We start from the raw sequence: 23,643 nt of genomic DNA, 5'->3' as shown, positions 1-23,643 counted from the left end.
AACCGGGCGCCGGTGCCCGTGAGGGGAGGCCCTGTCGCGGGCCGGCGGAGAGGGGAAGCACGACGACGGACCGGGGCGGCGCGGCGGACGGCGAGCGGACCGGGGCCGTGGAGTCGAACCCCGATGCCGCGTGCGCCGGACTCTCCGCGCCGCCGCGGGAGTTCGCCGGCCGGCTGCGCGCCGGGCACCGGCCGGGCCGCTGCCGGTCCCGTCCCGGCGGCGACGCCTGTCCGCTCCGTCCGATGGACCGGCAGACCGCCTCCGGGCGTGGCGTTCCGGGACAACCGGGCCACCGTCCGCCCGGCGCCGGGCGACACGGCCGGCCCCGCGCTCACTCGAACCGCGTGACGTCGCCCGCCCCCCGCCGCACGATCTCCGCCTCGCCGCCCGAGAAGTCGATCACCGTGGTCGGTTCGGTACCGCAGTCGCCGGAGTCGAGCACCGCGTCCACCTGGTGGTCGAGCCGGTCCTTGATCTCCCAGCCCTGGGTCATCGGCTCGTCCTCACCCGGCAGCAGCAGGGTGCTGGACAGCAGCGGCTCACCGAGCTCCGCCAGCAGTGCCTGGGTGACCACGTGGTCGGGGATGCGCACGCCGACGGTCTTCTTCCTGGGGTGCTGGAGCATGCGCGGCACCTCCCTCGTCGCGGGCAGGATGAAGGTGTAGCTGCCCGGGGTCGACGCCTTGACCGCGCGGAACACGTCGTTGTCGATCCGTACGAACTGCCCCAGCTGCGCGAAGTCCCGGCACACCAGCGTGAAGTGGTGCCGGTCGTCCAGCTTGCGGATGGTGCGGATCCGGTCGATGCCGTCCCGGCTGCCCAGCCGGCAGCCGAGTGCATAGCAGGAGTCCGTGGGGTACGCGACCAGAGCGCCCGCGCGGATGCTGTCGGCGATCTGGCCGATGGTGCGCGGCTGGGGGTTGTCGGGGTGCACGTCGAAGTACTTCGCCATTCACCGAGCTTATGCCGCCCGCGCGGAAGCACCGCGCACACGGGCCCGCGGGGCCCGATGGGCACGGCGGGCCGCCGCGCCGGGATGAGCCGCGCGTACGGGTGGGGTAACGTCCCCGACCTGGGCCGAAGCGGCGAGGAGACGAGAGGGACACCGAGGTGGCAGGCCGTAGGGACGGGATCCGGCGGACGCCGGAAGCAGCGGCCGGGGAGCACCCGGGGTGGGCGCGGGAACTGCTCGCGCACCTGCGGCCGGCCGGGCGGGACGTCCGCAGGGTCGTCGACTGGCTGGCGGCGACCGCGGGGGCGGAGGCCGCCCTCCAGGACGCCGCCGGCGTCCTCCTCGCCGGGACCGGGCTGCGGCTGGAGGAGTCCCTCGTCGCCGACCTCCGCTCCGGCAGGATCGCCTCCGCCGCCTGGGAGGGGGAGGGGCGTCACCAGCGTCTGGTGCGGATCGGCCACCCCTCGGGCACCTGTGTGCTGGCCGTCTCCCGCGAGACCCCCTTCGACCGGCACACCGCCGACGTCGTCACCCACACCGCCCAGGTCGTCGAACTGCTGCTGGCCGCCCACGAGACCACCACGGCCGGGCTGCGGCTCCAGCGGGCCACGGCCGATCTGCGGCTGGCGATCCTGCAACTGCTGATGGTCGAGGACACCGTGGCGGCCCGCCGGGTCGCGGCCGGGCTCTGGCCGGGCCTGCTGGACGCCGACACGGCGTGCGTCTACGTCGTCGAGTCCGCGCCCGAGCGGCGCGAACGGCTCGTGGCGGAGTGCCTGGACACCACGCGGGAGGAGGCGCTGGTCGTGCGGTGCCCCGCGATGGACGGGCATGTGATCGTCGTCAGCCCCCGCGAGACCACCGCGTCGGAACTGCGCTCGCTGGTCGGGCGGCACCCCGGCACGTTCCTCGGCGGCAGCGTGTGGCAGAGCCTCGCCCGTACCGCCACCGCCTACGGACAGGCCGTCAGCGCGCTGGCGGTGGCGCACTTCCGGTCGGACAAGACAGCCGTGTACGCCGAGCGCACCCACCCGGAGCGGCTGATGGACCCGGCCGCCCTGCGCGCCTGGACGGGCCGTGTGCTGCGTCCGCTGGACGCGCTGGCCCACCACACGCGCGCCGAACTCCTCGCCACCACCCGGCTCGGCCTGGAGTTCACCGCCGTCAACACCGCCAAGATCCTCGGCGTCAGCCGCAACACCGTGCGGGCCCGCATGGAACGCGTCGAGTCGATGCTCGGCGTCGACTTCGACGACATCACCGCCCGCGCCGCCGTGCACCTGGCGCTCCACACCCAGATCAACCTCCTGGACGGACAGACCGGCCGCCCCGACCGGGGCGGGCACGGCGCGGACCTCTCCGCCCTGCTGGCCGGCCCCGCCGTCGGCGCCTGGGCACGGGAACTGCTGGGACGGCTGGACCACGACACCCGCAATGTCCGCCGCACCCTGCGGACCTGGATCGACGCCGGGGGAAACGCCGAACGGGCCGCGCAGAGCCTGGGCGTCCACGCCCAGACCGTGCGCGAGCACGTGCGCAGCGCCGAACCCGTCCTGGAGCGCCAGCTGCTGGCCGCCGGGACGGACCTCTACGAGGTGGTGCTGGCCCATCTGGCCGTGGGCGATCTGGAACAGCCGGTGCTCGCGGCGGGGTGAACCGGGACGTTTCGGACTCAGTTGTGCACGGTTGAGCCCTCCGTCGGCCGCAGCGGGCATGGGTGCGGTACACGGGCGCGGCCCGGTCCGATTAGTTTCGGTCCCGGCGGGGGTACGACCGGAACGGGGGACCGGTCGCGCCCCCGCCCCCTTCGCCCGCGCTCCTCTCCTTCGTCGCCGCGCCCCGTCCTTCTCCGCTGTGTGCCCGCACTGCGGGCGGGTACCCGGCCACGGCTGTGAAGCCCGCCCCTTCCCCGGCACCACGGACCGGGCGGGCGGTGACCGAGCACCGCGAAGAGGAGACCCGATGACCAGCGAGAGCGAGACCGGCGGCGCCACCGGCACGCAGGACAAGGACTACAACCTGATCTGGTACGTCGAGGCGTGCCTGAGCAACGCCCTGCGCCTGGAGGGGTACATCCAGGACGCCGAGCGGGCCAAGGACACCGAGGTCGCCGACCTGTTCCGCAAGGCCCAGGCGGACAGCCGCAAGGGCGCGGAACTGGGCAAGGGGCTGCTGCGCGCACGCCTCGACGGCGGCTGAGCACACCGCCTCACCGGGTCCGGTCACCGTGCACGGCACGGTGACCGGACCCACGCCGTGCTCCGGCCGGCCCGTCTCCCCGTCGGCCGGATGGCGTACGGCCGGTCGTCGGCGCCGGCGGCGCGATGTCCGACGCGGCACCGTCCGCACGGTCCGCCGGCGGCGTCCGCCGTGGCCTTCGAGTCGCAGCCCGCCGTGATGCGCGGCAGCATGACCCCCGTACGCACGCGACCGGGGGGACGAACGAGCAGCGCAAGGAGCCCACCGAACATGACGGACGTTTCGAGCCAGGGACCCGCTCCGGGCGACGACCGCAAGGTACTCACCAACCGCCAGGGCCATCCGGTCTACGACAACCAGAACCAGCGCACGGTCGGCGCCCGGGGCCCCGCCACGCTGGAGAACTACCAGTTCCTGGAGAAGATCAGCCACTTCGACCGGGAACGCATCCCCGAGCGCGTCGTGCACGCCCGCGGCGTCACCGCCTACGGGTACTTCGAGGCCTACGGGAAGTGGGGCGACGAGCCCGTCTCCCGCTACACCCGGGCCAAGCTCTTCCAGGAGCAGGGCAAGCGCACCGACGTGGCCGTCCGCTTCTCCACCGTCATCGGCGGACGCGACTCCTCCGAGGCCGCCCGCGACCCGCGCGGCTTCGCCGTGAAGTTCTACACCGAGGACGGCAACTGGGACCTCGTCGGCAACAACCTGGGCATCTTCTTCATCCGGGACGCCATCAAGTTCCCCGACGTCATCCACGCCCTCAAGCCGGACCCGGTCACCTTCGAGCAGCAGCCGGGCCGCATCTTCGACTTCATGTCGCAGACCCCCGAGGCCATGCACATGCTGGTCAACCTGTTCAGCCCGCGCGGCATCCCCGCGGACTACCGCCACATGCAGGGCTTCGGCGTGAACACCTACAAGTGGGTCAACGAGACCGGCGAGACCAAGCTGGTCAAGTACCACTGGATGCCCAAGCAGGGCGTGCGCTCCATGACCGAGGAGGACGCGGCGAACGTCCAGGCGGACTCCCTCGGCCACGCCACCAAGGACCTGTACGAGGCGGTCGCGCGCGGCGACCACCCCGAGTGGGAACTGCTCGTCCAGATGATGGACGACCACGACCACCCGGAGCTCGACTTCGACCCGCTGGACGACACCAAGACCTGGCCCGAGCAGGACTTCCCGCCCAAGGCGGTGGGCCGGATGGTGCTCGACCGGATGCCGGACAACTACTTCGCCGAGAACGAGCAGATCTCCTTCGGCACCGGCGTCCTCGTCGACGGCCTGGACTTCTCCGACGACAAGATGCTCGTCGGCCGGACCTTCTCCTACAGCGACACCCAGCGTCACCGGGTCGGCCCGAACTACCTGCAACTCCCCGTCAACCAGGCCAAGCACGCCGAGGTGCACACCAACCAGCGCGACGGCCAGATGACGTACGTCGTCGACGACAGCGGGGAGAACCCGCAGGTCAACTACGAGCCGTCGATCACCGGCGGACTGCGCGAGGGCCAGTACCCCACGCACGACGAGCAGGGCCCGGAGATCCGGGGCCGGCTCACCCGGATGCGCATCCCCCGCACCAACGACTACCTCCAGGCGGGCCAGCGCTACTGCCTGATGGAGGACTGGGAGCGCGACGACCTGGTGAAGAACTTCACCACCCTCTTCGCCCAGTGCGACCGCGCGGTGCAGGAACGCATGGTGTGGCACTGCCTCCTGGCCGAGAACGACCTCGGCCGCCGGGTCGGCGAGGGCCTCGGCATCACCCCCGAGGACGTCGCCCACCTGGAGCCGCTCGCGAGCCAGACCCTGACGGACGAGGACCGCAAGCGGCTGGCCAGCCTCGGCGACAACCCGCCGCGCGACGTGGAGGGGCTCACCATGACCCACTGCGTCCCCGACGAACGGCATGTGGTGAGCCGCTGACCGCCCGCCCGGCGGCCGCCCGGGCCACCCCGAGCGCCCGCTCGGCGCAGCCCGGCCGAACAGCACGGCGTGCACCAGCATCGGAAGAAGCTGGTGCACGCCGACGCGTGCGTCCCACCCGCCGGCAGCGGAAGCGGGCGAGCCTCGCGAGGCCGGCCTCCCGGCCGGCCCGTGCCCCGGTGCACGACCAGCCGTCCCGCCCGCGTGGTGACCTTCCGCCCCGGAGGGGCGTGCGCGCGGCTCCGCACGTACGCGGACGCGGTGGCGCCCGGCGGACGGGCCCGACCGCCGCCGAAAGCTCACGCGGGACGGTGAACTCCCGGTGCACGCCGATCGAACGGAGCCGCGACGGGGGAGCACTGGGACCATGACAAGTGCATCGTTCCAGCGCACCCTCACCCTGCCCGCCTCACTCTGCGAGAACGCCGCACAGCACCTGGAGCAGGCCGCCAGGCGGACGGTCGACGGAGCCGGAATCCCGCTCAAGGCGTTCCGCGCGGCAGCCGACAGCGACTACACCCTCCCGGTCTCCGTGGTCGAGCAGGCGGCCGGCTGTCTGCTCGTCCTGGCCACGGAGACCGCGCAGACCGTGCGCCCGTCGGTCCTGCGCACCACCATCGGCGTCGCCCTGCGCCTGCGCGACGCCGCCGAGGCGGTCCACCAGCCCGCGCTCACCACCCGGTTCTGGTGACGGCACGCCGATTGCCCCCCGCTCCCGGGGGGAACCCGGCGCGCCTTCGCACCACCGACACTCCCAGGAGTAGCCCATGAGTCTGTTGCGTGTCCTCGGCCGGCCGATGCTGGCGTCGATGTTCGTCGCGGGCGGGCTGGATTCCGTCCGCAACCCGCAGAACGTCGCAGGCGTCGCGGAGCCCGTCGTACGCCCCGTCACCGACCGGGTCCCGATGCTGCCCGACAGCATCGAGGACTGCGTACGCCTCAGCGGCGCCGTGCAGGTCGTCGGCGGGCTGCTGCTGGCCACGGGACGCATGTCACGCCCGGCCGCGCTCGCGATCGCCGTCACCCTGGTGCCCACGACCCTGGCCGCGCACCGCTTCTGGGAGGAGGAGGATCCCGACCGGAAGGCCCAGCAGCGCATCCACTTCCTGAAGAACCTCTCCATGCTCGGCGGTCTGCTGATCGCCGCCGACGACACCGGTTCCGCGCCCTCGCTGCTGTGGCGCGGCCGGCACGCCGCCCACGATCTGCGCCGAGACGCCCGCCTCGTACGCCACTCCGTCCGGGCCGGTGCCGCACCCGCCGCGATGACCGGACGGGTCCGGGCCAAGCTGTCCCGCTGACCCGCGCGCCGCGTTAGCACCCCGGCGGCGGGGGGACCCGGGGGCGGAGTGGGCCCGGCCGGGCGCCACCGCGAACCGGAGGTGGAGAACATGGGACACGGAGGCAACGTCATCGACGAACTGGTGACCGACCACCGGGAAGTCGAGGAGATCTTCGGCAAGATCGAGGCACTGCCGCCCGGCCACAAGGACCGCAAGGTGTACGCAGACCAGGCCACGATCGAGCTGGTCCGGCACTCCGTCGCCGAGGAGGCCTACCTCTACCCGGCGGTGCGCGAGCACGTGCCGGGCGGGGACGCCCTGGCCGACCAGGAGCTCGAGGACCACGCCACGGCCGAGCAGACCATGAAGGACCTGGAGGGCTGCGACGCGGGCGACGCCGAGTTCGACCGGCTGATCGGCTCGCTGATGAGCGAGATCCGGGAGCACGTCGCCGACGAGGAGCAGAACCTCTTCCCGAAGCTGCGCGCCGCCTGTTCCCCGGAGCAGCTCGACCAGCTCGGTGACAAGGTCCGGCAGGCGAAGAAGACCGCGCCGACCCGGCCGCACCCCTCCGCCCCGGACAAGCCCCCGGCGAACAAGCTGCTGGCACCGGGCGCCGGCATGGTCGACCGGCTCCGCGACGCGCTGAGCGGACGCGGCAAGCTCGGCTGAACCCGCAGGTGAGGGCCCGTCGCCGCGGCGACGGGCCCTCCCGCGTGCCCGCCCCCTGTGAGCAACCACACTCCCCACCCCAACTCCCCGAGACCGCACCGCTTTTGCCGCATGCGGCACGGTGACGTCCGGGCTTTCCGGAACCGACTCGGCGTTCCCTTCTGCCACGATGGTCCGCGCCCAGTCCGGGCGACGGGAACCGCCGTGCAGCGCAGCCGGCGTTCCGCTTCCCGCGCCCCTCCCGCCGAGCCCTCCGGCTCGTCCATCCGAGTAGCGCACCTGTGTCTTCCCCGCCTTCCCCCGCCCAGCCCGGCTCCCGCTCGCCGTGGCGGTCCCTGCGGCACCGCAGCATGCGCTGGTGGTCCGTCGCGAACTTCGTGTCCAACGCCGGTACGTGGATGCAGCTCACGGTGCAGAACCTGCTGGTGCTGCAGATCACCGGGTCCGCCGCGGCCACCGGCCTGTCCATGTCCGTGCAGGCCGCTCCGGCCCTGCTCATGAGCGTCCTCGGCGGTGCGGCGGTCGACCGCTGGCCGCGGAAGCTGACGGCCGCCGTCAGCCAGGCCCTGCTGTCGGCGATCGCGTTCACCACGGCCGTCCTGGTGGCGCTCGACCGGCTCGACATGACCTCCCTGATGGTGCTGGCCGCCGTCACCGGCATGGTCGCCACCGTCGACAACCCGGCCTGCGCCCTGCTGGGCAACGATCTCGTGCCGGCCGAGGACGTGCCCTCCGCGATCGGGGTGGGCGCGCTGGTCTTCAACGCCGGCCGGCTCGCGGGCGCCGCGCTCGCCGGAGTGACGGTCGGGTTCCTCGGCACCGCCGCCGCCTACTTCGCCAACGGGTTCTCGTTCCTCTTCGTGACCGCGGTCATCCCGTTCCTGCGCCCGGCGGCGGGGGCGGTCCGGCACGTCGTGGAGAAGAAGGGGGAGCGCCCGCGGGCCGCCCTGACCGTCCGTGAAGGGCTCGCCTTCTTCGTCCGCCGGCCCCGGCTGATGGCGCTCGCCGGGGTCACCGGCGTCAGCGCGGTCTTCGGACGCAACTACGGGCTGACGCTCGCCGTCCTGGTCACCGGGCCGCTCGCGGGCGGCGCGGGTGCCTTCGGCACGGTGTCCACGGTGCTCGCCGTCGGCGGAATCCTCGGCGCGGTGCTCGGCGCGCGGCTGCGCAGGCCGTCCGTGCGGCTGGTCGGCGCCCTCGCGGCGACGGGCGCGCTGCTGCAGGTGGTGGCGGGGATGTCACCGTCGCTGGCGATGCTGCTGGTGCTGGTCCTGCCGATGGCGGTGGTCGAGTCCGTCTCCGACACCGCCGGAACGGCCGTGCTGCAGACCGACCCGCCCGCCCATCTGCGCGGACGCGTCCTCGGCGTCTGGGGCAGCGTCGGCACCGTATGGGGCCTGGGCGGTCCGCCCGCCCTCGGCCTCCTCATGGAACTGGCCGGCCCCCGAGGCGCCCTGATCACCGGCGGCCTGATCATCGCCGGCTCCATAGCGACAGGCCACCTCCTCACCCGCCAACGCACCCCCACCCCCCTGACCCCCACCCACCCCGCCCTGACCACAGCAGCCTGACCCCTCCCACCCGCCCCCTCCCCGCCGACCACCTCTCCCCGCCACCCACCCCTCCTCGCACCCGCTCCTTTCCGCCGACCACCCCTCCTCGCCACCCACGCCTTTCCGCCGACCACCCCCTTCCTGCCCGCCCCCCTCCGCGTCTGGCCCCTTCCCGCCCTGCCGCCCCTTCCCATCCGCAGCCCCCTGCCTGCCAGCCGCCCCCTTCCGCCTGCCCGCCACCCCCTTCCGCCTGCGCCCTTCCGCCTGCCCCCTCCCTGCCCGCTTCCCTTCCCGCCAGCCGCCGCCTACCGCCTGCCATCCCCTCCCTGCCCGCCGCCCCTTCCCCGCCCGCCCGGCGCCCCCTCAGCCATCAGCCCCTCCGGCGTTTGAGGAGCGGGGGTCCGGGGGCAGCGCCCCCGGGGACGGGACGGGAAGGGGCGGCGGGGGCGAAAAACCAGCAGCCACCCCCACCCACCGGCACCCCCGACTCACCCCTCCGCCGCCCGCACGGCGACCGCCGCCGCATCCGCAGCCCGCCGCGCCAGCAACGTCGTCGACCGCCCGTCCAGGTACGGCAGTACCACCGCCTGCCCACCCCACCCCCGCAACACCTCCGCCTCCGGCAGCCCCTGCACGGAGTAGTCCCCGCCCTTCACCCACACATCCGGCCGCAGCCGTTCCAGCACCGCCGCCGGCGTGTCCTCCTCGAACACCACCACCGCGTCCACACTCCCCAGCGCCGCCAGCACCCGCGCCCGGTCCGCCGCCGGATTCAGCGGCCGCCCCGCACCCTTGCGCCGGGTGACGGACGCGTCGGAGTTCAGGCACACGATCAGACAGTCACCGATCCGCCGCGCGCTCTCCAGCAGCCCGACGTGCCCGGCGTGCACCAGGTCGAAGCAGCCGCCCGTGGCGACGACCGTCCCCCCGCGTGCCCGCACACTCTCGGCCAGCCCGAACGCGTCGACCGCGTCGGCCGCGGGACCGGGCCCCGACCCCGCCCCCGACCCCACCCCGGACCCCGGCCCCGGAACGGCCGGCGTCCGCCACAGGTCAGGATTCCCCGCCCCGCCCGCCGCGACGAACGCGGCCGCCGCGGCGACCGCCCGCTGCAGCGCCTCCTCCGGCAACAGCCCGTCGGCCAGCGCCGCGACGGTCGCGGCGGCGAAACAGTCGCCCGCCCCGCAGGGGTCCCCGTCGGCCTGGAAGGGCGCCGGAATCAGCATCGGCGTACCCCCGCCCGGCCGGGTGAGCAGCACCCCGCGGTCGCCGAGCGTCACGGCGACACCCGCCACCCGCCAGCGCTCCGCGAGCTCCGCCCCCCGCTCGGCGAAGGCACCGAGCGACGCGTCCGACGCATCCGACCCACCGGACCCACCGGACCCACCGGACGGCCCCGCAGCCCCCGCCGCACCCGCCGCCCCCGCCACCCCCACCGCCCCGGCGCACAGCGCCACCGCCTCCGCCGCGTTGGGCGTGACGATCCGCGCCCCCGGCACCGGCGGCTCGCCCCGGGGATGCGGATCCCACACCAGCGGCGTACGGCGGGCCACGTCCGCCAGATGCGCGCGCACCGCTCCCGCCGTGTGCCGCCCGTAGTCCGCGACGAGCACCGCGTGCGCGCCCGCGAGCGCCTCGCACACCGCGTCGTCCGGCTCCCCGGGTGTCCCGCCGCCCCGGTCGAGGCGCACCACGGGCCGCCCGCCCGCCAGCACCCTCGTCTTCACCGGCAGCGTGCCGTGCAGCGGCAGCTCCAGCAGCCGGACCCGGCCGCTGAGCCCCCGGCGGACGTCCTCGCTGGCGGGGTCGTCGCCGAGGGCGGTCACCAGGACGACGTCCCGGCCGCCCCGGGCGGCGAGCGCGGCGGCCAGTCCGGCCCCGCCCGGATGCCTGCGGTCACCGGTGACGTCGACGACCGGTGCGGGGGCGTCCGGGGCGAGCCGCGTGGCGACTCCCTCGATGTCCTCGTCCAGCAGCACGTCCCCCACCACCACGAGCGGCTTGAGAGCGGTCATGACATCCTCCCGGGGACGGCCGCCGCACGCCGCGCGAGGGGCGTGGACACGACGGCGTCGAACGACTCGCAGAGCAGGTGCACGGCGACGAGATGCGTCTCCTGGACGGTCGCGGTGCTGCCCGCCTCCACGCACAGCGCCTCGTGGGCGGCCTCCGCCAGCGGGTTGGGGCCGGGCCCGGTGAGCGCCCAGACCCGCAGCCCGGCCCGCCGGGCCGCCACGGCCGCCGCGATCAGGTTGGCGCTGCGCCCCGAGGTGGACAGCAGCATGAGGACGTCGTCCGGACGCCCGTGGGCGATCACCTGGCGGGCGTACACATGGTCGAAGCCGTAGTCGTTGCCGATGGCGGTGACGCTGGAGGTCTCCGCGTGCAGGGCGAGCGCCGAATAGGCGCGCCGCTCCTGGCGGTACCGTCCGACGAGTTCGGCGGTCAGATGCTGGGCCTGGGCGGCGCTGCCGCCGTTGCCGGCGGCCAGCAGCCGTCCGCCGTCGGTGAGGACGGAGGCGAGGCGTGAGCCCCAGTCGGCGATCCGGGGCAGGCCGGTCAGGCGGAGGCCGTCGAGGGCCTCCTGGAGCGACCGGCAGTGCAGGTGTGCGGCGTCGAGCGCGGGGTGTTCGGTCATCCTGTTCGGGCGCACCGCCTCGGGGGGATGGCGGTGGGACCCGCACCTCCTTCCAGCTTTCGGGGCGTCGGCGGTCGTCCGGGCGGGTCACCCGGCCCGGGGCGCGGCGTGCTCGGCGTCGAGGACCTCGCAGTACGCGGCCTCGGTGGCGGCGGCGATCCGCGGCCAGCCGTAGCGGCTGAGGACCCGGCGGCGGCCGGCCGCACCGCATGCCGCGCGGGCCGCCGGATCGGCGAGCAGCGCGGCCACGGCACGGGCCAGCGCCCCCGGGTCACCGGGCGGCACCAGCCGTCCCGTGCCGGGATCCGCGACCGTGTCGAGCTGGCCGCCGACGGCGCTGGCCACCACCGGACGGCCGCAGGCCATGGCCTCCAGGGGGACGATCCCGAACGGCTCGTAGTCGGCGGGGCACAGCACCACGTCGGCGGAGCGCAGCAGCGCCGGCACCCGGGAGGGGCTCACCCCACCGGTGAACCGGACCCGGTCGGCCACCCCGGCGTCCCGGGCCAGAGCGCGCAGCCTGCGCACCTCCGGGTCGTCGTCGAGACGGTCCCGCGGGGGCCCGCCGACCACGACGAGTTCGGTCCCCGGCAGCCGGGCCAGCGCCGCCACCGAGACCCCGGCGCCCTTGCGCGGCACCAGCCGGCCCAGCTGCAGCAGCCGGTACCGGTACGGGCCGCGGGGCGCGACGGGTCCCAGTGGCGTGAACCGGTCCGTGTCCACCCCGCACGGCACGACGCCGACCCGGTCCTCCGGCACGCCCATCCGGAGCAGTTCGGCGACCTCGTCCCGGCAGGTGGCCACGACCCGGTCGCAGCCGAGGCCGACCTCCGTCTCGCAGCCGATACGCTCCGGCGGACTGGTGTCGGCGAGCTTCTGGTGGCGCCGCTTCACCGTGCCCAGCGCGTGATACGTGTGCAGCAGCGGCAGCCCCAGCTCCCGGGCCGCCCACAGCGAGGCCAGCCCCGACATCCAGTAGTGCGAGTGCGCCACGTCCGGGGTGCGCGCCCGCCACGCCCGGGCCAGGTGCTGCCCGAACTCCTCCATGTACGGCAGCAGCCGGTCCTTGGGGACCGCTTCCGCCGGACCGGCCGGCACATGGTGCACCTCGACGCCGTCGCGCAGGGGCACCCGGTCGGGCAGGCCCGGATCGTCGCGGCGGGTGTGCACGGTGACGCGGTGGCCGCGGTCGGCGAGCGCCCCGGCCAGGGCGGCGACATGGACGTTCTGCCCGCCGGCGTCCACCCCGCCGAGCGTGGCGAGGGGGCTCGCGTGCTCCGAGACCAGCGCGATGGACAGCACGCCCGGGGCGAGGCCGTCGCCGGCGGACGGGCCGCCCGGGAGGGGGCCGAGGGGCGGGGTCATGAGCACACCTCCGTGATCAGGCGTTCCCAGTCGTCCAGGAACCGCTTGAGCCCGTACCGTTCGAGCGCGGCCTGCCGGGCCCGCGCCCCGTCGGCGGCGGCCGCCTGCGGATCCGCGAGATAGCGGCGGGCGGCCCGGGCGAGGACGTCGGGGCGGTTGGACACGGTGCCCGAGCCGGACGGCACCGCCTCGACCGCCTCGGTGGTGGCCAGCGCCAGGACGGGCATGCCGAGGTGCATCGCCTCCAGCAGGGACAGCCCGAGGGAGGTCCAGCGCACCGGGTGCAGGTACATCCGGCGCTCGGCCATGGCCGCGTGCAGGTCGCGCTGCGGCAGATCGGCGGTGCGGCACCGCTCCGGGGGCAGGCCCAGATGCCCGGCGAGCCCCTCGGTGCGCATGCCGAACACGTCCAGCGGCACCGCCGCGGCGAGCGCGGGCAGCAGGTCCGTACCGGTGTACCGGCCGCGCCGCAGCGGTTCGTTGACGACGACCGCGGCACGCTCCACCCGGCCCGTGTAGCGGTGGCCCGGGTCGACGATGCCGTGCTCGATCACCTCGGTGCGGGTGCCGCCGCAGTCCCAGAACAGCCGGTTGAAGTGGGTGACGTGCACGATGCTCAGATCGGCGCGGTCGGCGAACGGGTGCCGGGTGTCCGGCACGTCGCCGTCCGGGGCGTTGTGCTCCAGGTACACGGCCGGCACGTCCCGTCCGGGGCGGCGGCCGCCGAGCCAGCGCGCGGCGAGTTCGAGTTCGTGCGGCCGCTGCAGGACGACCAGGTCGAACGGGGTCTCCCGCAGCTGTTCCGGCGTGGCCTCGCGCACCGACGACGGCCAGGTGAAGGTCCGGGCACGGCCGAGCCCGTCCGGACCGCGGTCCGGGGTGACGGGGACGACGTAGGTGTGCGGGCCCTGGACGAACGCCGTCGTCCAGGAACCGTGTACGTGCCACAGCAGGATGTTCATACGGCGGCTCCTCGCGCTCCTCGGTCCGTACGCTCTCCCCGGTCCGGCGGTGGGCGGGTCATGACGGCAGCCGTTCGCCGGCCGGCGGCGGGTACGCGTGCGCGGGGTCCCCGGACCGTCCGGGACGGGGTGGTGCCGTGCGGTGGCGGAGGTGGCCGCGCAGCCGGTGGAGGACCGCCGCCGGGGGGATGAGCACGCTGGTGAGGACCATGGTGACGATCTCCTCCCGGGTGCGCGGACCCGGCAGGATCCGGGCCAGGGCGAACTCGGCGGTGCCGGCCAGCCAGCCGCCGAGGCAGACCGCCGAGGCCCGCGGCCGGCCGGACAGCGCGCACACCACGGCCGCCAGACCCGCCGCGGTCACCGCCAGATGCCCGGGCAGGCGCCCCCGTGGCGCGTCCGCCCGCTGCCGCCAGTCACGGCCGTGCAGCCGGGACATCAGCACGTCGTCGGCGTTGCCCGCCTGGGCCCGTACCGAGATCCAGCGCCCGGCCTCCCGTACCGGATGGGTGGTCAGACGGCGGCCCTCGGCGAGGGTCCAGCCGGCGTCGAGGACCCGCAGCGCCAGATCCGCGTCCTCGCGGAACGCCCTGGGGAACCGTTCGTCGAACCCGCCGGTGCTCTCCAGCGTCCGGCGGCGGTACGCCATGTCGGCGGTGATCCAGCGGGCGGTGGCGAGGCCCGCGGTGGTGCGCTCCCAGTCGGTGGGCCGGCGGTGGGCCGGCAGGGGCACGTCGATACGGGCGGTGATCCCGGCGGTCGCGACGTTCGCTCCCGCGAGGTCGAGGGCCAGGTCGTCGGCCCAGGTGGCGCCCGGGACCACGTCGTCGTCGAGGAAGACGACCCACGGCACGTCCCCGGCCGCCCGCCACCCGGTGTTGCGGGCGGCGGCCGGTCCCCGCGCCCCGCCGGGCACGACGAGGGTGCGCGCGCGCAGCGACGGCGGAACGGCGGCGGTCAGCGGCGCGGCCGAGGGGTCCGGGCGGTCGTCGACCACCACGACCCGGGCCGGGCCGGGGCCGTCCGCCTCGGCCAGCGCCCGCAGACACCGGCCCAGGCAGGGCCGGCCGAGGGTCGGCACCACCACGGCGTACTCGCCGCCCGGAGCGGGGGATCCGGTCATCGCAGGACCTCGCCTTCGCCGGCGGAGCGGAAGACGTCACCGCGCCGGATCGCGTACGGGCCGATGGCCAGCAGGTCGACGGGGGAGGAGCCGAAGCACTCCAGGGCGTCGCGCGGGTCGTCCACCATGGGCCGGCCCGCCGTGTTGAGGCTGGTGTTGACGACCACGGGCAGCCCGGTCAGCCGCTCGAACTCGCCGAGCATCCCCGCCACCAGGGGCTCGCGCGCCGGGTCGACGGTCTGGATGCGGGCGGTGCCGTCGACGTGCACCACGGCGGGGATGCGCTCCCGCCAGGCGGGGGCCACGTCGTGCACGAAGAGCATGTAGGGGCTGGGCAGCGGCCCGTCGAAGATCTCGGCGGCCCGGTCGGCGAGCACCATCGGCGCGACCGGACGGAACTGCTCGCGTCCCTTGACGTCGTTGAGCCGCTCCAGGTTGCCCGCGTGGCCGGGGTGGGCCAGCAGCGAGCGGTGGCCGAGCGCCCGGGGGCCGTACTCGCTGCGGCCCTGGAACCAGGCGACGATGCCGTTGCCGGCCAGCGCCCGGGCCACGGTGGCGGCGATGTCGGCCGGCCGCTCGAAGGGGACGGCGGCGGTCTTCAGCCAGGCGCCCAGCTCCGCGTCCGACCAGTCCCGGCCGAGGTCGGCGCCGGGCATGGGCTCCGGCCCGTCACCGGCCCCGGCGGACAGCAGCAGGGCGCCGCCCAGCGCGGTGCCCGCGTCCCCGGCCGCCGGCTGCACCCACACCCGGGAGAACGGGCCCTCCCGGGCGATGCGGGAGTTGGCGACGCAGTTCAGGGCGACGCCCCCGGCGAGGGTGAGGACGCGGTCGTGGGTACGGCCGTGCAGCCAGCGCACCAGGTCCAGCAGGGTCTCCTCCAGCACGGCCTGCGCACTGGCCGCCACGTCGGCGTGGTCCCGGGTCCACGGTTCGTCGGGGCCGCGCGGCGCGCAGAGTTCGTGCCAGGGCACGCCCGAGGCGTGGAAGCCGCCGTCACCGGTCGGGTACACGTACCGGCGCAGTTCGGGCAGCATGCGCGGGGTGCCGTGGGAGGCGAGGGCCATCACCTTGAACTCGTCGGAGGAGCGCAGGAAGCCGAGGTGCTCGGTGAGTTCCTCGTAGACCAGGCCGAGCGAGTGCGGGAGGTCCTGGGCGCGCAGGGGTTCGAGCCGGTCGCCCACGCGGCGGGCGGCGAGGTGCGAGGCGCGTTCGCCGCGGCCGTCCAGCACCAGGACCGAGCAGTCCCCGCCGCCGGGTGCGGCGAAGGCGCCGGAGGCGGCGTGCGCCATGTGGTGCGGTACGAAGCGGACGGTGCCGGGGTCCAGCCCGGGCAGCGCGGTCCGCAGGAAGCCGGGGGCCTCCCGCGCGTAGGTGAGCCGCAGGTGGTCCCACGGGTCGTCCAGGCCCATCGCGTCGGCGGGACGGGCGAGCGCCGGGTCGAAGGAGTAGGCGACCGCGTCGAGGTCCTGGGGCCGCAGCCCGGCGTGCTTCAGGCACCAGGCGGCGGCCTTCTCGGGCAGTTCCCAGGCGGAGAACGGCAGCGGCCGCTTGCCGTGCTTGCGCCGGGAGAACCTCTCCTCCTCCGCGGCGGCGACGGTCCGTCCGTCGATCACCAGGGCGGCGGCGGGGTCGTGGAAGAGGGCGTTGATTCCGAGGATGCGCATGGCGGACGGCCTTTCGCGGATCGGGGCGGCCTGCGCGGCCGCGGGTCCAGGGCGGGGACGGCCGCGCTCAGTGACCGGCCTCGGCGCGGAACCAGGCGATCGTGCGGCGCAGGCCCTCCTCGGCGTCCACCCGGGGCTCCCAGCCGAGCTTGTCGCGGGCCAGGGTGATGTCGGGGCAGCGCACGGCCGGGTCGTCCACCGGGCGTTCGATGTAGCGGATGTCGGACGCCGAACCGGCGAGGCGGACCACGAGGCGGGCCAGGTCCAGCATGGTGATCTCGCCGGGGTTGCCGAGGTTGACGGGGCCGCGCATGCCGTGGGCGGCCGCCGCGAGGATCCCGGCCACCGTGTCGTCGACGTAGCACAGCGAACGGGTCTGACGGCCGTCACCGGTCACGGTGAGCGGCTCGCCGGCCAGGGCCTGCCGGACGAAGGTCGGCACGGCCCGCCCGTCGTGGCCGCGCATCCGCGGGCCGTAGGTGTTGAACAGCCGCACGATGCAGGCGTCGGTGCCGTGGGTGTCGGCGTGGGCGGTGGTGAGCGCCTCGCCGAACCGTTTGGCCTCGTCGTAGACGCTGCGCGGGCCGACGGGGTTGACGTTGCCCCAGTAGCGCTCGTCCTGGGGGTTCTGCAGCGGGTCCCCGTACACCTCCGAGGTGGAGGCGAGGACCAGCCGGGCCTCGGACTCCTGGGCGAGCCGCAGGGCGTTGCGGGTGCCGAGGCTGCCTGCCTCCATGGTGTGCAGCGGCAGCCGCAGGTAGTCCGCGGGGGAGGCGGGCGAGGCGAAGTGGAGGACGAGGTCGGGCCGCCGGTCCACGGGCAGTTCCTCGGCCGCGTTGGCCCGTACGAGCGTGAATCCGGGCCTCTCGAGCAGCGGGGTGACGTTCTCCGGCCGGCCGGTGCTGAAGTCGTCCACACAGGTGACGGCGGCACCCGCGTCGAGCAGGGTGGTGCACAGGTGGGAGCCGACGAAGCCGGCGCCGCCGGTGACGACGACGTGCTCCCAGTTCCGGGATATGGCGGTGGTCATGTCGCTCAGCCCTCCGTCGGAGGCGTCGGTGTCCGGGCCGGCACGGTGCTTCCGGCACCCGGACCGGGGCCGTCGAGCCCTCGATCAGCGTGCGCCGCCGCCACCCCCGCGGCACGGTCGCCTACTGCAATCCGGTGAGTGACGGAACGTGAACACAGCGCGGCGCTCCACGTTTACGCAGGTCACAGCGGTGCCGGACGGGAAGGGTGGGGCGCCCCGGGGCGCAGCCGGAGCCGGAGTGTGGTTTGGGGCCCCGGGACGGCTTCCGCGGGGTCAGGCGACGAGGGTGGTGTCCGGTCCGAGGCGGGCGAGGAGGGAGCCGTGGTGGAGGGCGGCCACCGGGGAGAGCAGGTCGGGGTGGCGCAGCAGGGCCGCGGAACGGCGGTCGGCCTCGTCCGGGGCGAGCAGCCGGCGGAACTCGGCCGGGGTGTCCCCGCCGAGGGAGCCGACCGCGAGACGGGCCAGTTCCGGGTCGGCGAGCAGACAGGCGGCCCAGCTCGCCACGACCTCGTCGACCCAGGTGCGCCAGGCGTACCCGTCGCCCTCCCCGCCGGTGTCCGCGCCGGTGACCCAGTCGAGCCGCGCGGAACCGCCCGGGCCCGCCAGGTGGACCAGGGCGGCGTCCATCGCGGAGGGGTACCGGAGCCGGGCCGCGACCGTCACCGCCTGCCGTGCCTGCACCTCGCACAGCGCCGAGGCCAGCGCCCCGCCGGACGCGGGGAAGGAACGCGTCAGCCACTGCGCGGTGGCCGCGATGACCGGGGAGAGATCTGCTTGCACTGCCGGGCCGTCCGAACCGTCGGGGTGGGGAAACCGCACCGACGGTAGCCGCCGCTCGGCCCGTCCCGGCGTGATCCGCGCCTCCTTCGCCGCGTGGTCTCGGCCACACCCGTACGGGTGCCCTGCCGCCGCCGGGCGTGTCCGGGGAGGGCCGGCGGGCACCCGGCGGCCATGGACGTACTCAGCCGCCCGATGATCGACCGCACCCTGCCCCTGCTGGCCGAGGGCTACGCCTGGCTGCCCAACCGGATGCGCGACGCCCCCGGCCCGGTGGTCCGCACCCGGATCCTGGGCCGTCCCGCGCTCGCGCTGCGGGGCCCCGAGGCCGTGCGGTTCTTCTACGACGAGCGCAATGTGCACCGGCACCGCGCCCTCCCCGAACCCGTGCTCGCCACCCTCTTCGGCCACGGGGCCGTGCACACCCTCGACGGTCCCGCCCACCGCGCCCGCAAGTCCCTGTTCCTGCCCCTGCTCGAACCCGGCCGGATCGCCGGCCTCGTCGACCAGGTGACCGAGGCCTGGGACGAGGCCGTACCCGAGTGGGGCCGGCGCGGATCCGTCGTGCTGTTCGACGAGGCGAGCACGGTGCTCGCCACCGGGGTCCACCGGTGGGCCGGCATACCGCTGGGGGACGACGGGGCCGTGGCGACGGCCCGCGACATGATCGCGATGGTCGACGGTTTCGCCACCGCCGGGCCGCGTCATCTGCGGGCCCGGCGCGCCCGCGCCCGCCAGGAGGAGCGGCTGGGCCGGCTCGTGCGGGACGTGCGCTCCGGCGACGTCACCGCGCGGGGCGACTCGGTGCTCGACCTGGTGTGCCGGCACCGTGACGCCGACGGGCGGCCGCTCGACGAGAAGACGGCCGCGGTGGAACTGCTCAACGTGGTCCGCCCGACGACCGCGGTCGCCTGGTTCGTGGCCTTCACGGCGCACGCCCTGCACCGCGGGCCCGGGCACCGGGCGCCCCTGGCCGGCGGCGACCTCGCGTTCACCGCGGCGTTCGCGCACGAGGTGCGCCGCTTCTACCCGTTCGTGCCGTTCCTCGGCGGTCTCGCCGCACGCGACCTGTACTGGCGGGGGGAGTGGGTCCCGGCCGGAGGACTGGTGGTGCTCGACGTGTACGGGCAGAACCACGACGAGTCCCTGTGGGGCGATCCGTACGCCTTCCGCCCGCAGCGCTTCCTCGAACGGCCCGTGCAACGCGACGAAGCGATCCCGCAGGGCGGCGGCGACCCGGCCGAGGGTCACCGCTGTCCCGGTGAGGGCGTGACCGTCGGCCTGCTGGAGGCGCTCGCCGGACGGCTCGCCCGAACGGAGTACACGGTGCCGGAGCAGAACCTGGCCATCCCGCTCAACCGTGTCCCCACCCGCCCGCACAGCGGCGTACTCCTGTCCGGTGTGCGTCCGCCCGCCGACTCCGCCTGACGCCTGCTCCCGTTGAAGAAGTGACGAAAAGCAAGTCCGGGAAAAGTGGCGTGAATTGTCCGATATGGGTGAGTCTGGAGGGGAAGGTACTCGCTTCACCTCAGGGAGATGGTGTCATGCGTCCCGACGAGAAGGTCATCGAGGAACTCACCGGAATCCAGAGCACCGACATCGAGGCGGCACTCGACCCGGCCGAGACCGACGGTGTGTACCGCGACAGCCGTGAGTGCGCCGGGCTGGCCGTAGCGGGCGGCGGAGGGTTCGTTCTGCTGTCGCCCCCGACCCCGCGTCCGAAGAAGGGCTGAACGGGATCGACGGGAGCACGAGATATGGAGCAGTCAGGCACTTCGACCCGCTTGCAGGCCGCGGTGCAGGACCTCGCTTCCGGTGTGGTCTCCGCCCTTCACGGCGGGGACCACACCCACGCGGTCCTCTCCGCGGGGACCGGTGGGGAAGCGGGAGACCTCGCGCTCGCCGCCGTACGCGTACTCGGCGCCGACGCGATGCTGCCGGGCCTTCTGCCGGGCACCCCGCCCGACCCCGCCGAAGTGGCCGTGTTTCGCAAGGCGGTCGAGGCGTATCCGCCCCGCGCGGATGCCGCGCCCACCGTCCGCTGGAGCCACTGGGGCATGGCACGCACCCTGCGGCGGATCGACCCCTCCGGCTCCTCCGGGGCCGCGGACGAGCCGGGCACCGGCTGGCTCGACGAGGCGGGCTGGCAGTCCCTCACCCATCAACTCGCCGTACTGGCCCCGCTCGCGCTGCCGGGTGAGGACTGCGCGGTGAGCCGCGCGGCCGTGCGCCGCCCCGTCGACGTGGCCCGCGGATTCGTCCGGGCGGTGCGCCGCAGGGACTGGCGGCAGGCCGCCGGAGCCGGCCGCTGGCTGACCCTGCTGCCCGGTGTGCCGGACACCCTCGGCCTCGAATCGGGCCTGGACTTCGTGAAGTTGATGAGCGGACAGGACCCGCTCGTCGCGCTCCAGGTGCGCACGGCCCGGCTGATCCGGACCGGAGTACTCGTGTGACCGCCCCCGGCCCCCCGGACGTCCGGCAGCTCGCCGAGGACGCCCTCGCCTGGGTGACCGCACACCGGGACCGCTTCGCCCTCGGCGAGGAGGCGCTGGCGTCCGACGGCAGGGTCGACGGCACCTGGAAGCCGCTCGGCGAACTGACCAGGGTCTGCGCGACCGTGACCCACCGCACCGCCCCCGCCGACCCGCTGCACGCCCGGGCGGGCGCGCTGCTGGACTTCGCCTGGCAACAGACGCGCCACGGCGAACTGTTCACCCGGCTGCAACGCCTGGAGCCGTTCGCCACCTACCCGTTGGAGGTCTACGCGGCCTTCGCCTCGGCCGGGCTGCGCCACCCCGCCTACGAGGAGGCCGCCGCCGTGACCGCCCGCACCAGGGGCTGGCGGCTCACCGAGCAGGACCCGACCCGGCGGCTCGGTGTGCTGAAGGCCGAGGAGAGCTGCGGCATCCGCCGGCCCGGAACGGTCCCGGCCCTGCTGCCGCGCACCTGGCTCGGCGGACTGCCCGAACCCTGGACCTTCGAACGCGCCGCCGGATACGCCCTCACCCACGTCGTCTTCCACCTCACCGACTGGGGACGCGCCGACGACGCGCTGCCGCCCGACCTCGCCGGCTACCTGGCCGACTGGCTGCCGGCCTGGCTGGACACCTGCCTGGACGCCGGGATGTGGGACCTGGCCGGCGAGCTGCTGGCCGTGGCCGCGACCCTGCCCCGCCCCCTCGACGACGTCGTCCCGCCGGACGCCTGGCAGCGCCTGAGGGCGGCGCAGGACCCCTCGGGCGCGATCCCGGAAGAGGGCCGCGGCGCCGGCGACGGCGAAACCGCCGACCCGGGGCGGTACTTCGCCCTCCACTACCACTCCACCCTCCTGGCCGCCTTCGCGGCCGTCCTCACCACCGCGCACCCGGCCGGCGCCGGAACGCGGCCCGGCCGACAAGGAGCGCCGGCATGACCGACACCCGCCTGATCCACGCCGTCGGCGCCGGCGCCCTGGAATGGCTCTGGACCCACCGCGACGGCTTCCGGCTGGAGCCCGACGCGGACCCGGAGGTGGGCTTCCTGGAACGCTTCAAACCCGTCGGTGAACTCGCCCTGATCTGCACCGTGCTGTTCCGCGAGGGCGTCGCCGGCTCCCGCCAGGCCGAACTGGCCCGCCGGCTGATCGACCACGCCTGGCGCGACACCCTGGACGGCGGCACCATGCTGGTGCGCGCACAGCGCACCGAACCGATCTCCCCGGTCCCGTTCGAGGTCTACCTGCCGTTCCGCGAACTCGGCTACAGCCAGCCCGAGCTGGAACGCGCGGTCGAACTCAACCACCGCCTCGCCGGCTGGGAGGCGTTCGAGATGCCCCCCACCCGGAGGCTCGCGCTCTCCGCGTTCCAGCGCCGCTACGGACTCACCCCCCGGCCCCCGGAGCCGGAGGTCCTGCGCACCACCTGGCTGGCCCGTGCCCCCGAACCCTGGACCGTCGAGGGCCGCATCGCCTACGCCGTCACGCACTGCGTGTTCCACCTGACCGACTGGGGCGAGAACCCCGGCGCGCTGCCCCCGGACATCGCCGACTACCTGACCACATGGCTGCCGGCCTGGATCGACGACTGGCTGGACCTCGAACGCTGGGACCTGCTCGGCGAACTCCTGGTCGTCGACGCCTGTCTGCCCCGGCCCACGCTGGACGAGCCGGCCTGGAAGGCGTTCGCCGCCGCCCAGCAGCCGGACGGCGCCATGCCGGCCGTCCGGACGATGCCCGAGGGCGACGAGGAAGCGGTCTTCGACATCGTCTACCACTCCACGCTGGTCGCCGCCTTCGCCTCCGTCCTGGCCACCTCCCGCGCCCTCACCGAACTGGCCCGCGCCTCATGACGACGACGTACCGCACCCCCTGGCCCGGCCTCCCGTCCGACGACGACGCCCCCGCCCACCGGCCGGAGTCCCGCGCCGACGAGCGCCTGTACGAGCGGCTCGGCGACGCCGTCGCCGCGGCCGACGCGCCCCACGCCGTCTTCGCCGTGTCCCGGCACGGCCGCCGCACCGTACGCACCGGCGGCACCGCACCGCCCCCACCGCGTCCGCGCGACACCCTCCGCTACGAGATCGGCTCGGCCACCAAGACGTTCACCGGACTGCTGCTGGCCGCCCTCGTGGACAGCGGCCGGCTGACCGGCGGCGAACCCGCCCGCCCTCTCCTGGACGGCGGCCGGCCCGCCGGCCCGGCGCCCGCGACCCTCGTCCACCTGACGACCCACACCGCGGGACTGCCCCGCCTCCCCGCCGACTTCTACGTCCGGGCCCTGCCCGCCCGGCGCACCAACCCCTACGCCCGCTACCCCGACGCGCGCGTCGTCGACGCCTTCCTGCGCCACCGCCCCCGCCACCGGCCCGGCACCCGCTGGCGCTACTCCAACTTCGGTGTCGCCGTGCTCGGCCACGCCCTGGCCGTCGCCACCGGCACACCGTGGCCGGAGCTGATCACCGGCCGGCTGCTGGAACCCCTCGGCCTCGGCGACACGGCGCTCCGGGCGGGCGCCGGCGGGCCCGACGCCCCCGGCCACGGCAAGGACGGCCGCACCCCCGTGCCCGCCTTCGACGCCGGCGGTTTCCAGGCGGCCGGCGCCGTCCGGGCCACCCCGCACGACCTGCTCACCTTCCTCGAGGCCCACCTCGACCCCGACCGGTGCCCCCCGCTGACCGGCGCGCTGCGCGCCGTACGCACCCCGGTGCTCCGCCGCGGACTCGGGCACCGGCAGGTGCACACCGCCGCCTGGTTCCGGCACCCCGCCGGCGACGGCCACCTGTACTTCCACTCCGGAGCCACCCTCGGCCAGCAGGCCTTCCTCGCGTTCCGGCCCGACACGGGCACCGCCCTGGCCGCCGTGTGCAGCCGGCGCTACCGCGCCCACGACCCGTTCCAGGAGCGGGCGTACGCCCTGCTCGCCGAGGAGTGACCGGTGGGGGGGGGGGGGGGGGGGGGGGGGGGGGGGGGGGGTGGGGGGAGGGGGGGGGAGGGGGGGGGGGGGGGGGGTGGGAGGGGAA

At 75.1% G+C, this 23,643-nt stretch carries 22 protein-coding genes and 1 pseudogene; 13 read left to right on the top strand and 10 right to left on the bottom strand.

Features of this window, described 5'->3' with window-relative positions; translation table 11 throughout:
- Positions 1–331: 331 nt before the first annotated feature.
- Positions 332–952, bottom strand: coding sequence for an L-threonylcarbamoyladenylate synthase (locus tag ACZ434_RS31995; RefSeq protein WP_468462106.1), 621 nt, complete (start codon positions 950–952; stop codon positions 332–334).
- Positions 953–1,110: 158 nt separating this feature from the next.
- Between ACZ434_RS31995 and ACZ434_RS31990 the strand changes: the two genes are divergently transcribed.
- The 3 genes from ACZ434_RS31990 (at position 1,111) to ACZ434_RS31980 (ending at position 5,080) form a co-directional block, all read left to right on the top strand.
- The gene (locus ACZ434_RS31990) at positions 1,111–2,607 is read left to right on the top strand and encodes a helix-turn-helix domain-containing protein (RefSeq protein ID WP_468462104.1); all 1,497 of its coding nucleotides are present in this window, start codon (positions 1,111–1,113) and stop codon (positions 2,605–2,607) included.
- Positions 2,608–2,914: 307 nt separating this feature from the next.
- Complete coding sequence (locus ACZ434_RS31985) at positions 2,915–3,151, top strand: hypothetical protein (RefSeq protein ID WP_468462102.1); 237 nt, start codon at positions 2,915–2,917, stop codon at positions 3,149–3,151.
- A 270-nt stretch (positions 3,152–3,421) separates the two neighbouring features.
- On the top strand, positions 3,422–5,080 hold the full coding sequence (locus ACZ434_RS31980) for a catalase (protein ID WP_468462100.1): 1,659 nt from the start codon (positions 3,422–3,424) through the stop codon (positions 5,078–5,080).
- Here ACZ434_RS31980 and ACZ434_RS31975 read toward each other — a convergent pair.
- Positions 5,031–5,215: pseudogene (locus tag ACZ434_RS31975) on the bottom strand (hypothetical protein); the annotation flags it as partial. The gene ACZ434_RS31980 and the pseudogene ACZ434_RS31975 sit on opposite strands and share 50 nt — an antisense overlap.
- A gap of 232 nt (positions 5,216–5,447) precedes the next feature.
- Here ACZ434_RS31975 and ACZ434_RS31970 point away from each other — a divergent pair.
- From ACZ434_RS31970 to ACZ434_RS31955, 4 genes are all read left to right on the top strand, one after another.
- The gene (locus ACZ434_RS31970) at positions 5,448–5,771 is read left to right on the top strand and encodes a hypothetical protein (protein WP_468462098.1); all 324 of its coding nucleotides are present in this window, start codon (positions 5,448–5,450) and stop codon (positions 5,769–5,771) included.
- Between the two features lie 76 nt (positions 5,772–5,847).
- Positions 5,848–6,381, top strand: a complete 534-nt coding sequence (locus ACZ434_RS31965; protein ID WP_468462096.1) for a DoxX family protein — start codon at positions 5,848–5,850, stop codon at positions 6,379–6,381.
- Positions 6,382–6,471: 90 nt separating this feature from the next.
- Complete coding sequence (locus ACZ434_RS31960; protein WP_468462094.1) at positions 6,472–7,035, top strand: hemerythrin domain-containing protein; 564 nt, start codon at positions 6,472–6,474, stop codon at positions 7,033–7,035.
- A gap of 350 nt (positions 7,036–7,385) precedes the next feature.
- The gene (locus ACZ434_RS31955) at positions 7,386–8,606 is read left to right on the top strand and encodes an MFS transporter (RefSeq protein WP_468462138.1); all 1,221 of its coding nucleotides are present in this window, start codon (positions 7,386–7,388) and stop codon (positions 8,604–8,606) included.
- A gap of 470 nt (positions 8,607–9,076) precedes the next feature.
- On the opposite strand, the gene rfaE2 is transcribed toward ACZ434_RS31955, so the two are convergent.
- From rfaE2 to ACZ434_RS31915, 8 genes are all read right to left on the bottom strand, one after another.
- Positions 9,077–10,603 (bottom strand): D-glycero-beta-D-manno-heptose 1-phosphate adenylyltransferase, encoded by a 1,527-nt coding sequence (gene rfaE2, locus ACZ434_RS31950; RefSeq protein WP_468462092.1) that lies wholly within the window; start codon positions 10,601–10,603, stop codon positions 9,077–9,079.
- Positions 10,600–11,226, bottom strand: coding sequence for a D-sedoheptulose-7-phosphate isomerase (locus ACZ434_RS31945; RefSeq protein WP_468462090.1), 627 nt, complete (start codon positions 11,224–11,226; stop codon positions 10,600–10,602). The genes rfaE2 and ACZ434_RS31945 overlap by 4 nt, the downstream gene beginning before the upstream one ends.
- 87 nt (positions 11,227–11,313) lie before the next feature.
- The gene (locus ACZ434_RS31940) at positions 11,314–12,591 is read right to left on the bottom strand and encodes a glycosyltransferase (protein ID WP_468462088.1); all 1,278 of its coding nucleotides are present in this window, start codon (positions 12,589–12,591) and stop codon (positions 11,314–11,316) included.
- Positions 12,588–13,553, bottom strand: a complete 966-nt coding sequence (locus tag ACZ434_RS31935; RefSeq protein WP_468462086.1) for a glycosyltransferase — start codon at positions 13,551–13,553, stop codon at positions 12,588–12,590. The genes ACZ434_RS31940 and ACZ434_RS31935 overlap by 4 nt, the downstream gene beginning before the upstream one ends.
- A 58-nt stretch (positions 13,554–13,611) precedes the next feature.
- Entirely contained in the window at positions 13,612–14,676 is a 1,065-nt protein-coding gene (locus ACZ434_RS31930; protein WP_468462084.1) for a glycosyltransferase family 2 protein, read from the bottom strand.
- Complete coding sequence (locus ACZ434_RS31925; protein ID WP_468462082.1) at positions 14,673–16,340, bottom strand: carbamoyltransferase family protein; 1,668 nt, start codon at positions 16,338–16,340, stop codon at positions 14,673–14,675. The genes ACZ434_RS31930 and ACZ434_RS31925 overlap by 4 nt, the downstream gene beginning before the upstream one ends.
- A gap of 67 nt (positions 16,341–16,407) precedes the next feature.
- On the bottom strand, positions 16,408–17,370 hold the full coding sequence (locus ACZ434_RS31920; RefSeq protein ID WP_468462080.1) for an NAD-dependent epimerase/dehydratase family protein: 963 nt from the start codon (positions 17,368–17,370) through the stop codon (positions 16,408–16,410).
- A gap of 273 nt (positions 17,371–17,643) precedes the next feature.
- Positions 17,644–18,150, bottom strand: a complete 507-nt coding sequence (locus ACZ434_RS31915) for a hypothetical protein (RefSeq protein WP_468462078.1) — start codon at positions 18,148–18,150, stop codon at positions 17,644–17,646.
- A 171-nt stretch (positions 18,151–18,321) separates the two neighbouring features.
- Between ACZ434_RS31915 and ACZ434_RS31910 the strand changes: the two genes are divergently transcribed.
- From ACZ434_RS31910 to ACZ434_RS31885, 6 genes are all read left to right on the top strand, one after another.
- A complete protein-coding gene (locus ACZ434_RS31910) occupies positions 18,322–19,575 on the top strand; it encodes a cytochrome P450 (protein ID WP_468462076.1) in 1,254 nt (417 codons plus the stop codon).
- A gap of 116 nt (positions 19,576–19,691) precedes the next feature.
- Entirely contained in the window at positions 19,692–19,880 is a 189-nt protein-coding gene (locus ACZ434_RS31905) for a hypothetical protein (protein WP_468462074.1), read from the top strand.
- Between the two features lie 24 nt (positions 19,881–19,904).
- Entirely contained in the window at positions 19,905–20,600 is a 696-nt protein-coding gene (locus ACZ434_RS31900) for a hypothetical protein (protein WP_468462072.1), read from the top strand.
- Positions 20,597–21,559, top strand: coding sequence for a DUF6895 family protein (locus ACZ434_RS31895; protein ID WP_468462070.1), 963 nt, complete (start codon positions 20,597–20,599; stop codon positions 21,557–21,559). Before ACZ434_RS31900 ends, ACZ434_RS31895 begins: the two co-directional genes overlap by 4 nt.
- Positions 21,556–22,473: a DUF6895 family protein gene (locus tag ACZ434_RS31890; protein ID WP_468462068.1), complete on the top strand. Its 918-nt coding sequence runs from the start codon at positions 21,556–21,558 to the stop codon at positions 22,471–22,473. Before ACZ434_RS31895 ends, ACZ434_RS31890 begins: the two co-directional genes overlap by 4 nt.
- Positions 22,470–23,555, top strand: a complete 1,086-nt coding sequence (locus tag ACZ434_RS31885) for a serine hydrolase domain-containing protein (RefSeq protein WP_468462066.1) — start codon at positions 22,470–22,472, stop codon at positions 23,553–23,555. Before ACZ434_RS31890 ends, ACZ434_RS31885 begins: the two co-directional genes overlap by 4 nt.
- Positions 23,556–23,643: the final 88 nt, after the last annotated feature.

Source organism: Streptomyces sp. NPDC030893 (genome assembly GCF_055571535.1).
This window is presented reverse-complemented; position numbering and strand designations above follow the sequence as displayed.